The organism is Candidatus Defluviilinea gracilis (genome assembly GCF_057138825.1).
This window is the reverse complement of the sequence record NZ_DBNHEF010000053.1, coordinates 1-14,584: the sequence shown is the minus strand read 5'-3', so window position 1 is coordinate 14,584 and position 14,584 is coordinate 1. Positions and strand designations below refer to the sequence as shown.

Genomic DNA, 14,584 nt, shown 5'->3' with positions numbered 1-14,584 from the left:
GTCGCCATGCGACACCTGCAAAGAACGCAAAGAAAACCTTTTTAACTTGGCGGACTTAGCGTGCTTTGTGGTAAAAGTCTTCTCATGTATGGTAGAGAATTAATGTACCAGCCCTTAGCGGTTCAACTGTGTCATGCGCGCAGTCGCCAACGCATGAAAAAGTTCAGCCAATAGTGAAATAAAAATGGAGCCTCCGAGTAAGCCCCCGGTGATCGGTGTTGTTGGTCCGTGCGGTTCGGGCAAATCCACCTTGATCGCCGGGCTTGAGAAACACGGCTTTACCTGCCGGCACATCGCGCAGGAACATTCCTACGCGCAAGCCATGTGGCAGATCATCGCCAAACCGGATATTCTCATCTACCTCCACGCTTCATTTGAAACCAGCACGGCGCGACGAAAACTCGACTGGCTCGAAAAAGATCACACCGAGCAACTCCGCCGCCTGACCCATGCGCGCGAACACGCCAGCCTGCTCATCGAAACCGATGAGATGACGCCGCAAGAAATTTTGAACACAGTTTTGGATTTCCTCCACAGGACGCCTTCATGAAACTCCGCATCGCTTCTCTCCTCCTGTTCGGCCTGTTCGCGCTTTCCTGCGCATTTCTCCAGCCCACGCCGCCCCCCACACCCGAAGTTTCCCCAACTCCTGATCTGCTAGACACGGCATGGGACGATCGCTCCATCTTCAAAGATGGATTAGTCCCATCCGCTCAACGAGCGCTGGACGAAATGGACGGCGCAACGGTTTATCACATCGAATTGGAGATTGCCGACACCCTCTCCCACGTGAACGGTTCGGAGGAAGCGCGCTACACCAATACAGAAAGCGAACCGTTAACCGAAGCGCGCTTTAGGCTGTTCCCAAACATCCTTGGCGGCAAGATGGAGATAGCCAATCTACTTGTGAATGACGCAACCGCAACGCCGCGCTACGACCTGCGCAACAGTTTGATGATCGTCCCGTTCTCCGCGCCGCTTGCGCCGGGTGAAAGCGTTGTAATCAGCATGGATTTCACGGTGGAAGTTCCCCGCACAGTAGAGCTGAACTACGGTGTGCTCGCCTACGATCAGGATGTGCTTGCCCTCGCCCATGCTTACCCAATGGTTTCCGTGTTCGATGACGAGGGGTGGAATGCTGAAATCCCGCCACAAGAAGGCGATGTGACCTACGCCGACGCGTCTTTTTTCATCGTTAAAGTTACCGCGCCAAAAGGCGTGACGGTGGTCACGTCCGGGCGGCGAGTCGGCTTCACGGAGGCTGAGCAAACGCACTCGGTGATCGTTGCGAGCGGTCCCGCGCGCGATTTCTATCTAGCGGCGAGTCCGACGTATGTGGAAACCTCCATCAACGCGGGAGGCGTCCTCATCCGCAGTTACACAACGGCAGAGTTTAGCGAAGGTTCGCAATCTCTGGTTGAAACAGCCGCGCGGGCGATCGAAGTTTTCAGCGAACGCTACGCGCCCTACCCCTACACCGAACTTGATTTTGTCTCGACCCCAACGCTGGCGTTAGGCATCGAGTACCCGGGCATGATCGCCATCACCTCCTGGATCTACGATACGCAAAACGGCGCCGCCAACGAATACCTCGAGGCGACGGTCGCGCACGAGGTGGGGCACCAATGGTTTTACAATCTCGTTGGAGACGATCAATTGGACGACCCCTGGCTGGATGAGTCGTTGACCCAATTCATCACCTTGCAATATTTTATCGACACGTATGGCGTCGCTGGCAGTGAGGGATTCAAGAGTTCGCTCGAATTCCGCTGGGATATGATCGCGCGCGAAACTATCCCGATCGGGTTGCCCGTCAATCAATACGATGGGGCAACCTACAGCGGAATTGTCTATGGTCGCGGACCTTTGTTCTTCATTGCGCTGAGAGATATGATGGGCGAGTCGGCTTTCGACTCATTCTTGAAAGAATATACCCAATCGCTCGCATGGAAGATTTCCACCCCGGAAACACTCCAAACGATGGCGGAGAAAAACTGCGCCTGCGAGCTGGACGATATTTTCAACGAATGGGTGTATCCATAGGCGGATGGTAGTATAATAACCGCCGCGTGGCGACCAAGCCTTAGACGGCGAGTGCGCCACATTTTTATGGATGGAGAGAACACCCGCATGCTTCGTAACTTAACCAACAGGCTTTTACTCATCGGACTTGTGCTTATGCTCGCGCTCTGGGTAGACACAAATGAAAATGTCCAGATTCCCAATCCTTTTAAAGACGACGGCTCCCCCCTGTTTCAAATCGACGTGAAACCCCGGCTCGGTCTCGACTTGCAAGGCGGCTTGCAGGTTCTGCTCGAAGCCGATATTGCCGACGATGTGAAAGTGTCGCGCGAGGAAATGGAAACTGCTCGCAATATCGTTGAAAACCGAACCAACGCCCTGGGCGTCAGCGAGAACGTTATCCAATTGGCGGGCGAACGGCGCATCGTGGGTGAATTCCCCGGCGCGGAAGATACCGACGCAATCCTCGATATTATTCAACAAACGGGCTTGCTCGAGTTTGTAGACACCGGGAGCTACGCTCCCCCGGAAGGCAGTACTCTGCAAACCGATTTTGTCCCCGGCGCATCCACCCCGCAAACTCCCGCAGATGGCGCGACGGTCTTCCACACGATCATGACCGGCAAAGTGTTGCAGGGCGTGAATGTGGGCGTCACCCAAACGGGCGAACCGGCGATCGATTTCGTTCTTAATTCGGAAGGAGCCGCCCTATTTGCCGAACACACAGCGGCGAATATCGGTAAATATCTCACGATCGTCCTCGATAAACAGGTGATTAGCGCGCCGATCATTCAAAATGCGATTACAGGGGGCCAGGGTTCGATCAGCGGCAGTTTCACGCCGGAATCGGCGAATGCGCTGGCGGTGCAGTTGCGCTATGGCTCCCTCCCTATCCCGTTGAAAGTTGTCGAAACGCGAATCATCGGTCCCACCCTTGGCGAAGACTCGCTCCAGAAAAGCCTCGTAGCTGGGCTGATCGGCTTCCTCATCGTTGCCCTCTTCATGATCATTTACTATCGCCTGCCCGGCCTCGCGGCGGTTTTGTCCATTTTGGCATACGCCGCCATTTTGTACGCTGTCTTTAAATTGATCGGCGTCACCCTCACTCTGCCCGGTATCGCCGGCATCATGTTAAGCACTGGTTCGGCTTTGGATGCGAACATCCTGATCTTCGAACGGTTGAAAGAAGAACTCCGCTCCGGCAGAAGCCTGCGGCAAGCGTTCGACCAGGCATGGAAGCGCGCCTGGCCCTCCATCCGCGATTCAAACGTTGCCGCCCTCATCACAGCAGTCATCCTGTTCTGGTTCGGGAGTTCCTTCGGCGCCACGATCGTCAAGGGTTTCTCCTTCACGCTTGCCATCGGCGTGATCATCAGTTTGTTCTCGTCGCTTTATATCACCCAATCTTTTCTGGCGCTTCTATTCAACATCGTCAAACCGACAAACTACGAACGCTCGATGGGCATCTAGGATTTCCTCATGAATATTCTCGGCAAACGCTACATTCTTTTCGGCTTTTCTCTCTTGATCATCATCCCCGGCTTGGTCATCATGTTCACCCGCGGGATTCCTCTTTCCATCGACTTCAAAGGCGGGAGCCTGCTCGAAGTGAAATTCGACGCCGCGCAACCGGCGCCGGGCGAAATCCTTGAAGTCTACGAAACTTCGGGAATCAAAGACTCGCAAGTGCAAACTAGCGACACCGGCAGTTTTATCATTCGATCCGAGTTTATGCAGAACGAAACCCGCGACGCCGCGCTCACCGCGCTCACAGCCAGGTTTGGAAAACTCGAAATCGTTCGCTTCGACAGCGTAGGACCGAGCATCGGCGAGCAGGTCACATCGCGCGGAACGCTCGCAGTCATCGTATCTTCGCTACTCGTGGTGCTCTTCATCGCATGGTCCTTCCGAGGCGTGCAAAACGCCTTCCGCTATGGGATCTGCGCCATCCTTGCCATGATCCATGATGTGGCGATCATCTTTGCCATCACCGCCTACGGCAGTCTGCTGTTCGGCTGGGAGATCGACGCGCTCTTCCTCACCGCCTTGCTAACCGTGATCGGCTTTTCCATGCAAGACACCATCGTGGTGTTCGACCGCATCCGTGAAAACATGAGCATTTACCGCCGACTCGATTTCGAGACCCTCGTCAACCACTCCATCGTGCAAACCCTGCAACGCTCCATCAACACCCAGTTGATGACCGTCGAATTCCTACTGCTGGCGCTTATCATGTTCGGCGGCGCCACCCTTCAAGAATTTGCGTCAATCTTGTTGATCGGGCTGATGAGCGGAACCTATTCATCCATCTTTATCGCCGCCCCCATCCTTGTTTTATGGGAAAACCGCGAATGGGAAAAGTGGTTCAAACCCAAAGCGCTCGCCAACTAGAACGAAATCAAAAACAAACCCACCCGAGATCAATCGTTCGAAGGTGGGCTTATTTTTTGGGCGGTAATTCACGAAAAAAAAACGCCGATCAAAGCAAAGATCAGCGTTTTCTGCGCCCGGGTAGGTTTGGGGCAAATTATATTTATCGCCTACGCAACCACACAAGGATATTTAACAGAAGAGAACGAAAAGTTGTCCGCCTCACGGTGAACATGGGTAGTGGGTAATCCCTCTCCTCATAGGACTTCAACCGCATTAGCAATCGGACAACATCCTGGTTTGGCTTGGTTCGATACATGGTCCGCGCGTGCTCTGGAATCATTGGATATGCATACCGCCTACAGGACGCCTGAACAATAAGGATGTTACAAAAAACATCCCGCCATAATCACAGGCGGGATTGTTAGACAAACAAACGCTTCATTCGCAGGGACGGTTGCCCCGCCAGTGGCTGGCTGACCTACCCCCCCAACTCCACCGCCAGCGTATCGTAATAGGTACCGGCGCCAAAGCCGTCGATGAGAATGTGGTCAAGCGGCTGTAATCTCGGCAACTCCCTGAGAAAAGCGATCATGTTCGACGCCGCGCTCACATTCCCAAAGTCGCTCAACAACCACGGCATCGGCAGGACGATCCCGTCGTTTTGCAGGTGTTTTTCCTTGAGCTTATTGATCTTGTAGTTGGCGTGGTGCACGATCGCCACAGCGAACGACTTTCCGGCAATACCCAACTCTTCCACCCGCGTCTGATACGCCGCGTACACATCGCGCACCACCTGCACACCCGTCCGCACGAACAACTTGACCATGCCCATCGGCCCAGCCATGGCAATAGAGGACCCATCGTGAGGCTCGTGCATCAAACCCGCCACACGGATATTATTTGCCGATGGTTCGGTCACATCCACATTGTACCCATCCGCTTTTTGTTTGGAATGGGGGTAATACATTTGCACTTGCAACACGCCGTCTTTGTCAAACGCCTCATGCGATTTACCGGCAAGAAACTTCATCGTCTTACCGGGGATGACGCCCACCACCCCGGCGGCATTCCCAAACAACTGTAGCGCGTTGGCGTCATGCGAAGAACCCACAAAGCGGCTCAGTCCCTCGATACCGCCGACCAACACCTTTTTCCCGTACAACGATTCGGCAATATTTTGATTCAATTGAAGGTTTTCCGGCAACGTTGGGTTCAACGCCAAATGGAGCGAACTGGTTGACCCATCGCACGCTTTATGGGTGGCGACCTTCAGGGCGCTCTCCGGAATCCCCGCGGCTTTTGAAATCTGATTAAGGTAATCCGGCGAAAGCGGCGCGCTCATGCCAATAAGCACACCGGCCACCTCGGAAGGATTCCAGTTGCACGCTTTGATCGCCTCGCTTAGAAATTTCGCTCCAACTTCGATCTCGAGTTGCGCGTGCTGTTCAGGCGTAAGATTGAGGGGAATGTGATGGCGACTGCGAAACCCCAGATCGGAGAGGTTCAACTTTTCGTCGATCGGCAGGGGGTGACCCAGCCGCTCTTCAATGAAAAAGTGAAGGTTGTCGTTGCTAAAACTTTCTCCCCAGGTTCCATAGACGCCGCCAATTCCAATCGACGGATTGCTGACCGGCTCCATTCCGAAGGGAATGCCAGCGCCTATTTCAATTACGCCTTTTGTAATATTTGGGCGGTCGTAAAACGATTCGGATTTTGTTACTTCAAGTGTCATCTCAAGGCTCCTTACTATCTATGTAGCGCAAACCCCTGTTGTACTCGAAAGTTTCGGGGTTTTGATTAATTCTTGCCAAGAAAAAAAGACCCTCATACGAGAGTCTCTTCTTTGTGCTGGGGAGCCTGGATTCGAACCAAGATACCATCCTCCAGAGGGATGTGTCCTGCCGTTGGACGACTCCCCAATTCAATTTTCCAGCGGGCGGTATTGTAGCATGGCGGGAAAGTTCGGGCAAGCCTTATTTGCGCGCGGTGCGCCGCGTGTTATCTTCCACATCGAGCATGATGAGCAGAACTTTTGACACAGCCTGCAAGCCGAAGAAGTAGAAGACGCCTGGGAGAAGTTGAGTTATGAGTGGAGAGAACATGTTCAATCCCATCAGGAAGCCCATGCCTTTGTCGCCCATCATGCCGTTAGTATATTGGGAAAGGAACAACAAGATTTGAAACGACCACGTCAACACATAGACCGTGAGCGTGACCCACGAGAGAATGTCTGCCCAGCGCGACAGTTTGAGAACTCCGTCACGGTCGAAGTACGCGCCGAGAAATTTTTCTTGCTTTTCGTTTGATTCAGTCATATCAGCCTCCAAGTGAGATTATAAGCGGATTTGATTCACAGTATTTTTTGTGTAGGGCGTGCGCCAAAGGCGTCTAACGCGCCAGTTTGCGTAAAAGCGACATGAATGTCGCGTTACGGAAACCTGCGGAACGTTTTACGCTTTGTTATAATTGCCAGACGCCGCAAGCGGGAAAAAAGTTTCCCAAGCCGAATCAGGCTGAACGTCGAAGTGAAGCGAGTATTTCATCCAAGAGAAGAGATCGAGAATGAGTCCCGAAGAATCTACACCCTCTGATTTTATCCGCGAAGCCGTCAAAGAAGATTTGAAAAACGGACGCTTCAACTACGTCCGCACGCGCCTGCCGCCTGAGCCGAACGGCTACCTGCACATCGGACACGTCAAGGCGTTTATGATTGATTATCTTGTCGCGAAGGAAAACGGCGGCGAGTTGGTGTTGCGGTTCGACGATACGAACCCGACCAAAGAAGAGACGGAGTTCGTGGAGGCGATTGAAGACGACGCGCGTTGGCTGGGCATCGAGTGGGCAAAGGTAACGTATGCGTCGGATTATTTTGACTTGCTGTACGAATGGGCGCAGAAACTTGTGTTGGCTGGCAAAGCATACGTGGACGATCAGACTCCCGAAGAGGTGAGCAAAAATCGCGGCACGCTGACCGAGGCTGGAAAAAATTCTCCGTTCCGCGAGCGCGACGCGGAAGAGAACATGGACTTGCTCGAACGCATGAAGAACGGCGAGTTCCCCGATGGCTCGCGGATTTTGCGCGCCAAAATTGACATGGCGCATCCGAACATCAACATGCGCGACCCTGCCATGTATCGCATCATCCACGCGCCGCATCACCGCACAGGCGACAAGTGGAAAATTTATCCGATGTACGATTGGTCGCATGGACAGAACGACTCGATGGAAGGCATTACCCACTCGTTGTGTTCGCTCGAATACGAAGATCATCGTCCGTTGTACGAGTGGTTCTTGGAACAACTCGATGTGTTCAAACCGCGTCAGATCGAGTTCGCGCGGCTCAACATGAATTACACCGTGATGAGCAAACGCAAACTTCGCCGCTTGGTCGAAGAGAATCATGTTTCAGGCTGGGACGATCCGCGTATGCCCACGTTGCGCGCGATGCGTCGGCGCGGATACACGGCAGAAGCCATTCTCGATTTCATTCGCCGCGTAGGTGTGGCAAAAAATTACAGCGTCAGCGATGTGTCGTTGCTTGAAGCGTGCGTGCGCGAAGACCTCAACAAGACTTCGCTTCGCCGCATGGCAGTGATTCGTCCACTGAAAGTGATTATTGATAATTACCCCGATGCTCTCGTCGAAGAGATGGACGCGGTCAACAACCCCGAAGACCCGAACGCTGGGACGCGCAAAGTCCCGTTCTCGAAAATCATTTACATCGAGCAGGATGACTTCCGCGAAACGCCGCCGCCGAAATATTATCGTCTGTTCCCTGGCAACGAAGTGAGATTGCGCTACGCATATTTCATCAAATGCACGCATGTTGTGAAGAACGACGCGGGCGAAGTGATCGAGGTCCACGCCACGTATGACCCGTCCACGCGCGGCGGCGACTCGCCCGATGGTCGCAAGGTGAAATCCACCATCCACTGGGTATCAGCCGTCCATGCGAAAGAAGCGGAAGTCCGCATGTACGACCGACTCTTCTCGAAGGAAAATCCCGAAGAAGGCGAAGAGGGATTCCTCAACTGTTTGAATCCGAACTCGCTTGAGATTCTCACGGGAAACGTGGAGCCGTCTCTCGCCGCGCCTGAGGCTGGTTCGCGCTATCAGTTCGAGCGGCTTGGATATTTCTGTGTGGATAAAGATTCAACGCCCGAAAAACCCGTGTTCAACTTGACGGTGAATTTGAAGGATGCGTGGGCGAAGATCGAGAAGAAGGGAAGTTGACAAGAAGGTTTTCCAACACAAACGCGCATTAGGATCAGAGGAGAAACTCATGGCTAGTTGGCTACAGCAAGCTTTTCAAGAAAACACCATCTTGTGGCTCTTTTTGTCATCAGTTGTTGGCGGCATCATTGGCGCTTCAACAAAATTCATCTTTGATGTTGTGCTACCTCAAAGGGTGCAACGAGGACGAGAAGCAATAATAGCCAAAAGAAAATATGCATCTCCGATTCTTCATACCGCAATAGCGTTACGAGACAGAGCTGAAAACATCATTAAAAACATACACGTAATCGAAGAAGAATCCTGGTTTCCTGCAAACGACAACACAGAAAAGTATTACTACATGAGCACTCTTTTTGTCGTGGGTCAGTTTTTTGGGTGGGTACAAATCTTAAGACAAACAATCGTGTTTCTAGATTTTACGACAACGACAGAAACGCAAAAATTTGAAGGATTTCTAACCATGATTGAAAATGGATTTACCAATCCATCGTTATTAACCCAGGCCAAGACTGGTATTCCTAAACACTCCAAAGATAAATGGATTCACAAATATCAACTCCAAGCAATAGCCGCGTCAATGATCGCACGCGATGATCATGAGTATCGAATCATAGACTACGCAACATTTTGCAAAATGTACACCAAGCACAGTGACAACGATTTCAAAGACTGGTTTTTTCATTTGAGCCAGTTGTTTTTAGGTTTGAAGGCTGATGATGAGAGACTTAAGCGTATTACAATAATCCATGCTATTCTAAATTCTTTTATCAGTTACGTTGATCCTAAACATTTACAAGCCGATATAGATCCATTCTACTGGGACAATCTTTCAGCTCAAGAAGTTCAGAAAATCAAGGGTATGATAGAAAGTGTCTAAATCAGGTCGATTCAAGATATTTTATGGGGGTTTCATCCTTGACAACACCTCCCCCTCTCATGTAAACTCCGAGCGCAATCAAATCCCAAAGAAAGGAGCGCACGACCGATGATGTTACGCACGAAAAACGATCCGATCCAAAACTTCATACCTTCTCGAAGTGCGCCCTGTGACCGCCCCTAGACGGTCTCTTCCTGTGTCCTCCCAGCCACGGTGCACCTCGCATCGTGGCTTTTTTGTTGCTACTTTCAGACAATGGACGATAGACCATAGACCATTTTCATCGTCCATTGTCCAGGGTCAATCGTCAACCCACAACTTGGCAACCTGAAACTTGAAACTTGGAACCTGAAACATGAATCTCTCCTTCTCCGCCTACTACCGCCTCCTCGCCTCTCACATCCGCCCCCAGCGTGGACGATTCACCTTGCTTGCCATTTTGTTATTCGGCAGTATCGGCTTGCGGATTTTCGCTCCTCAAATTATGCGAAAGTTTATTGATTCCGCATTGGCTGGCGAAGCATTGCAAACCCTCACATGGACCGCGCTCGCCTTCATCGGCATCGCGTTGATTCAACAAGTCGTTGCGATCGGAGTCACATGGCTGGGCGAAAACGTCGCATGGACAGCCACCAACGCCCTCCGCGCCGAACTCGCCGAACATGCCTTGCATCTCGACATGAAATTTCACAACGACCACACGCCTGGCGAACTCATCGAACGCATTGACGGCGACGTGACCGAACTGGCGACGTTCTTTTCGCAGTTTGCGTTGAACCTCATCGCCAACGGATTTCTCCTCGTTGGCATCCTCATTGCGTTGTTCATCGAAGATTGGCGCGCGGGGCTGGCGTTCACGGTCTATTCGTTCCTCACCATTTTCATCCTCGGCAAAGTGAAAGACATCGCCGTGCCTCATCAAAAAGCGCGGCGTGAAGCCGAAGCGCAATATTACGGCTTCATCGAGGAACAACTCTCAGGCACCGAAGACATCCGCTCCAGCGGCGCGGTCGGATTTTCCATCCGCGAATTGTTCCGTCATCAAGGCGAGATCCTCAAGCACAATCGCAAGTCGCATTTCAAAAGATGGATCATCGAAAACGCGATGGGGCTCGCCCTCACCCTCGGCACACTGCTCGCCATCGTCAGCGGTTACTGGCTGTTCACCGCGAGCGTCATCACCATCGGCACGGTCTATCTTTTCGTGCATTACATCAACCTGCTCGAAGAACCGTTCTGGGCGATGACTCACGAGATCGAAAGTTTTCAAACCATCGGCGCGTGTGTCGAGCGATTGACCGAGTTCAAGGCGTTCAAGCCTGAGACTCGCAACGAAGCGGGCTTGGATGTGGACTCGCATCCGATTCAGTTGACATTCGACGATGTGACGTTTTCCTACAATGGCGACGACGCCGTCCTCACACGCCTCTCTTTCGACCTTCGGGCTGGTTCTGTTTTGGGTCTGCTTGGTCGCACGGGAAGCGGAAAGACCACCATCGGACGGTTGATCTTCCGTTTGTATGACGTGAACAGCGGCGGCATAAAAATCAACAACGCCGACATCCGCGACCATCACCTCCACTCGCTTCGCCGCGACATCGCCATCGTGACTCAGGATGTGCAGTTATTCAAAGCCTCCGTCCGCGAAAACCTGACCTTCTTCGACCGCGCGATCTCCGATGAAAAAATCATCGCCACCCTCGAAGAACTCGAACTCGGCGACTGGTACGCGAGTCTGCCTCAAGGGTTGGACTCCGTCCTTGAAACGGGATCAAGGTCGCTGTCCGCGGGCGAAGCGCAATTGCTCGCCTTCACGCGCGTCTTCCTGAAAAATCCAGGCTTGGTGATCCTCGACGAAGCCTCCTCCCGCCTCGATCCCGCCACCGAAGTCAAACTGGAGAACGCGATTGACAAACTGCTGAAAGGTCGCACCGCCATCATCATCGCCCACAAACTCGACACCCTCCACCGCGCCGACAACGTGTTGATCCTCGAGAAAGGCAACATCCTCGAATACGGCGACCGCAAAGCGCTGGCATCCGATTCAACATCAAGGTTTTATCAGTTGCTCCAAACTGGAATGGAAGAAGTTCTGGCATAGACATCAACCTCAATTCTCTAATTCTCCAATTCTCTGATGTCTGCAACCAATCTCTAATCTCCAGTCTCTAGTCTCCAAAGGCTTTCAAAATGACCGAATCAACCCTCACCCAACAAGAACTCAACACCCCCTCCCTCCCCGCGTGGAAAGTTATCTGGGAGATGATTCGATTCCGCCCGTGGCTCGACTTCATTGACCTCCTCAGCGTGGGAGTCTTCCGCTTTTGTATGCAAGTCGCGCCCGCGCTCATCATCAAAGCCTTCTTCGACATGCTCACAGGCACAGCGACATTGACCTTCGGCATCTGGGGGATCGTCGCGTTCCTCGCGGCAACATGGCTCGGACGTGTCGTCGGCGGTTACGGCTTTTACTACGCCGACGTTCCCATCTTCTCCGAGATGAACACGCTGATAAGAAAAAATCTGCTCACGCACATCCTCAAACGACCAGGCGCGTCGCAACTCCCCGATTCCGCTGGCGAAGCCGTCAGCCGCTTCAAAACAGACGTGGATCAAATTCCGTTGTTCGTGATCCTCGTCAACGACATCCTCGTCGGCGTCGGCATCATCGCCTATTCGATTTACTTGATGGCGCAGATCAGCGTATCGGTCACGATCATGGCGTTGATTCCGCTCATCATCGTCGGCATCGTCGCCAACATCGCCACCAAACGGATCGAACATTATCGCGCCGCCTCGCGTCAAGCCGCGGGCAACGTCTCTGGATTCATCGGCGAATTTTTCGGCGCAGTGCAAGCCATCAAGGTCGCCAACGCCGAAAGAAACATCACGAAACATTTTCACAAGATCAACGACGAGCGCCGCGTGTTCGCCGTCCGCGAAAAATTATTCGACGACGTGCTCGGCTCGATCTATCGCAACACGTCCACGCTCGGCACGGGCGTCATCCTCATCCTCGTCGGTCAGACCATGCGCACGGGCAACTTCACCCTCGGCGATTTTTCGCTCTTCGTCTACCTCCTCAACAGCATGGGCGACCTCACCACCTTCGCGGGCATGTTGTGGGCGCGCTACAAACAACTCGAAGTCTCCGTCAAGCGGATGTATCGCCTCATGGAAAACGCGCCGTTGACCGCCCTCGTCGAACACAGCACAGTGGATTTTTCCGCGCCGTTGCCAGATGTGACGTACGCGACAAAAACCGCTTCAGACCGACTGGGCGAGCTGGTCGCAAGCCATTTGACTTATCACTACCCCTCTTCGACGAACGGCATCGAGAACGTTTCGCTGAAAATCAAGCGCGGCTCGTTGACGGTCATCACTGGTCGCATCGGTTCTGGCAAGACGACTCTGCTCCGCACATTGCTCGGACTCCTCCCCGCCGACTCTGGCTCCATCAAATGGAACGGAGACATCATCACAGACGCGGGCAACTTCTTTATCCCTCCGCGTTGTTCGTACACGGCACAAGTCCCGCGTTTGTTCAGCAACACCCTGCGAAATAATATTTTGCTCGGCATGAACAAAAGCGATGACGAAATCTACGAAGCGACAAAACTCGCCGTGATGGACCGCGACCTCGAACAACTCGACGACAATCTCGAAACGATGGTCGGCGCGCGCGGCGTCAAACTTTCTGGCGGACAAATGCAACGCACCGCCGCCGCACGCATGTTCATCCGCGAGCCCGAACTCGTCGTCTTCGACGACCTCTCCTCCGCCCTCGACGTGGAAACCGAACGTCAACTCTGGGAGCGCATCTTTGAATCAGGCAAAGAAATGACCTGCCTAGTCGTATCCCACCGCCGCCCGCTCCTCCGCCGCGCCGATCACATCATCGTGCTAAAAGACGGCAAAGTAGAATCCGAAGGCACGCTTGATGAATTACTAGTCACAAGCCAGGAAATGCGCGAGTTGTGGAAGTTGGAAGAAGCATAATGTCGTTGCGAGGAGGCTCGCGCTGAGCGGAGCGAGTGATAACGAGCGCAGACGAAGCGTAGCCGACGAAGCAACCCCTTCCCGCGAGGAGATTGCTTCGCCACGAAGAACAAAAGCGTGGCTCGCAACGACATGAAACATGAAACAACATTCAAATCCCGAAGGGATGCAACGATTGTAGAAAATCAAATACACGAGTCCAAATCCCGAAGGGATGCAACGATTATAGAAATCGAACACACGAATCCAAATCCCGAAGGGATGCAACGATTGTAGAAAATCAAATACACGAGTCCAAATCCCGAAGGGATGTAACGATTATAGAAATCACGCGCATGAATCCAAATCCCGAAGGGATGACATAGAATCGCGTGATCCATGACACCCCTTCGGGGTTGAACAATTCAACCGTTGCGCTCTATAATCATTTGACCCCTTCGGGGTCAAGCGCGTAGTGCGCTTCGTGTTCTTCGTGGTAAAAGGTTTTTATGAACACCTCAAATGAAATGATACGCAACGCACGAGAAAGATTCAACAAAGCGATTAAAACCAAAGACGCGGCGACGATTCGCATGCTGCTCGCGCCGACGTATCACATCGTCACAGGTCGCAGTGACCAATTTCACGGCGCGGACGAAGAGGCGGCGCGTTGGGCGTCTGTGTTCCAATCCGATCCGACGGCGATCTACGTCCGCACGACGCGCGAAATCACGGTCAACGAAGCGTGGGGCTTGGCGGAAGAACTTGGCAACTGGAAAGGCAGTTACACCATCGACGGGCAATTGGCGAACGCCTCAGGAGTGTATTCCGCTAAATGGCAAAGAAAGACAAACGGAGATTGGGTCTTGCAAGCGGAAATGTTCACAACCATCGAATTCGATGAAGGTTGTGTACCGCCTGATGAAATTTAGTACCGCGACATTCATGTCGCGTTTGCACAGGGCGACATTTTGAACATTAACAATTTATTCTGACATATACTAAGCGTGCCGAAACGGGAGGCGGCGGACATGAAAAAGTATCATCTCCAAATCACAGAGGCGGAGCGAGCCAGTCTGAACCGCTGGCTAAAGAACC

General features: G+C 52.7%; 11 protein-coding genes and 1 tRNA gene. 9 read left to right on the top strand and 3 right to left on the bottom strand.

The window, feature by feature from the left end; genetic code table 11:
• Nucleotides 1-184 precede the first annotated feature (184 nt).
• The 4 genes from AC16KF_RS07970 to secF all read left to right on the top strand — a co-directional run bounded on the left by AC16KF_RS07970 (nt 185) and on the right by secF (nt 4,413).
• Nucleotides 185-550: a nucleoside/nucleotide kinase family protein gene (locus AC16KF_RS07970; protein WP_484036777.1), complete on the top strand. Its 366-nt coding sequence runs from the start codon at nt 185-187 to the stop codon at nt 548-550.
• Nucleotides 547-2,043, top strand: coding sequence for a M1 family metallopeptidase (locus AC16KF_RS07965; protein WP_484036776.1), 1,497 nt, complete (start codon nt 547-549; stop codon nt 2,041-2,043). The genes AC16KF_RS07970 and AC16KF_RS07965 overlap by 4 nt, the downstream gene beginning before the upstream one ends.
• Before the next feature lie 87 nt (nt 2,044-2,130).
• Nucleotides 2,131-3,492 carry a protein translocase subunit SecD gene (gene secD, locus AC16KF_RS07960; RefSeq protein WP_484036775.1) on the top strand — a complete coding sequence of 454 codons (1,362 nt, stop codon included), beginning with the start codon at nt 2,131-2,133 and terminating at the stop codon, nt 3,490-3,492.
• 9 nt (nt 3,493-3,501) lie between these two features.
• Nucleotides 3,502-4,413, top strand: coding sequence for a protein translocase subunit SecF (gene secF / locus AC16KF_RS07955; RefSeq protein WP_484036774.1), 912 nt, complete (start codon nt 3,502-3,504; stop codon nt 4,411-4,413).
• Between the two features lie 460 nt (nt 4,414-4,873).
• Here the strand turns inward: secF and AC16KF_RS07950 are convergent, their stop codons facing one another.
• The 3 genes from AC16KF_RS07950 to AC16KF_RS07940 all read right to left on the bottom strand — a co-directional run bounded on the left by AC16KF_RS07950 (nt 4,874) and on the right by AC16KF_RS07940 (nt 6,710).
• Complete coding sequence (locus AC16KF_RS07950) at nt 4,874-6,127, bottom strand: 3-oxoacyl-[acyl-carrier-protein] synthase III C-terminal domain-containing protein (RefSeq protein ID WP_484036773.1); 1,254 nt, start codon at nt 6,125-6,127, stop codon at nt 4,874-4,876.
• A 116-nt stretch (nt 6,128-6,243) separates the two neighbouring features.
• A tRNA-Gln gene (locus tag AC16KF_RS07945) sits at nt 6,244-6,314 on the bottom strand.
• 54 nt (nt 6,315-6,368) lie between these two features.
• The gene (locus AC16KF_RS07940; protein WP_484036772.1) at nt 6,369-6,710 is read right to left on the bottom strand and encodes a hypothetical protein; all 342 of its coding nucleotides are present in this window, start codon (nt 6,708-6,710) and stop codon (nt 6,369-6,371) included.
• Between the two features lie 247 nt (nt 6,711-6,957).
• Between AC16KF_RS07940 and AC16KF_RS07935 the strand changes: the two genes are divergently transcribed.
• From AC16KF_RS07935 to AC16KF_RS07915, 5 genes are all read left to right on the top strand, one after another.
• A complete protein-coding gene (locus AC16KF_RS07935) occupies nt 6,958-8,628 on the top strand; it encodes a glutamine--tRNA ligase/YqeY domain fusion protein (RefSeq protein WP_484036771.1) in 1,671 nt (556 codons plus the stop codon).
• 49 nt (nt 8,629-8,677) lie between these two features.
• Entirely contained in the window at nt 8,678-9,508 is an 831-nt protein-coding gene (locus tag AC16KF_RS07930) for a hypothetical protein (protein WP_484036770.1), read from the top strand.
• A gap of 355 nt (nt 9,509-9,863) precedes the next feature.
• Nucleotides 9,864-11,609, top strand: coding sequence for an ABC transporter ATP-binding protein (locus AC16KF_RS07925; RefSeq protein ID WP_484036769.1), 1,746 nt, complete (start codon nt 9,864-9,866; stop codon nt 11,607-11,609).
• Nucleotides 11,610-11,698: 89 nt separating this feature from the next.
• Nucleotides 11,699-13,507: an ABC transporter ATP-binding protein gene (locus AC16KF_RS07920; protein ID WP_484036768.1), complete on the top strand. Its 1,809-nt coding sequence runs from the start codon at nt 11,699-11,701 to the stop codon at nt 13,505-13,507.
• A 488-nt stretch (nt 13,508-13,995) separates the two neighbouring features.
• The gene (locus tag AC16KF_RS07915) at nt 13,996-14,418 is read left to right on the top strand and encodes a YybH family protein (protein WP_484036767.1); all 423 of its coding nucleotides are present in this window, start codon (nt 13,996-13,998) and stop codon (nt 14,416-14,418) included.
• Nucleotides 14,419-14,584: the final 166 nt, after the last annotated feature.

Excerpts from the sequence above, each read along its gene's own strand:
- AC16KF_RS07970 (WP_484036777.1), top strand. The coding sequence starts at position 185 with ATGGAGCCTCCGAGTAAGCCCCCGGTGATCGGTGTTGTTGGTCCGTGC.
- AC16KF_RS07965 (WP_484036776.1), top strand. The coding sequence starts at position 547 with ATGAAACTCCGCATCGCTTCTCTCCTCCTGTTCGGCCTGTTCGCGCTT.
- secD (WP_484036775.1), top strand. The coding sequence starts at position 2,131 with ATGCTTCGTAACTTAACCAACAGGCTTTTACTCATCGGACTTGTGCTT.
- secF (WP_484036774.1), top strand. The coding sequence starts at position 3,502 with ATGAATATTCTCGGCAAACGCTACATTCTTTTCGGCTTTTCTCTCTTG.
- AC16KF_RS07950 (WP_484036773.1), bottom strand. The coding sequence starts at position 6,127 with ATGACACTTGAAGTAACAAAATCCGAATCGTTTTACGACCGCCCAAAT.
- AC16KF_RS07940 (WP_484036772.1), bottom strand. The coding sequence starts at position 6,710 with ATGACTGAATCAAACGAAAAGCAAGAAAAATTTCTCGGCGCGTACTTC.
- AC16KF_RS07935 (WP_484036771.1), top strand. The coding sequence starts at position 6,958 with ATGAGTCCCGAAGAATCTACACCCTCTGATTTTATCCGCGAAGCCGTC.
- AC16KF_RS07930 (WP_484036770.1), top strand. The coding sequence starts at position 8,678 with ATGGCTAGTTGGCTACAGCAAGCTTTTCAAGAAAACACCATCTTGTGG.
- AC16KF_RS07925 (WP_484036769.1), top strand. The coding sequence starts at position 9,864 with ATGAATCTCTCCTTCTCCGCCTACTACCGCCTCCTCGCCTCTCACATC.
- AC16KF_RS07920 (WP_484036768.1), top strand. The coding sequence starts at position 11,699 with ATGACCGAATCAACCCTCACCCAACAAGAACTCAACACCCCCTCCCTC.
- AC16KF_RS07915 (WP_484036767.1), top strand. The coding sequence starts at position 13,996 with ATGAACACCTCAAATGAAATGATACGCAACGCACGAGAAAGATTCAAC.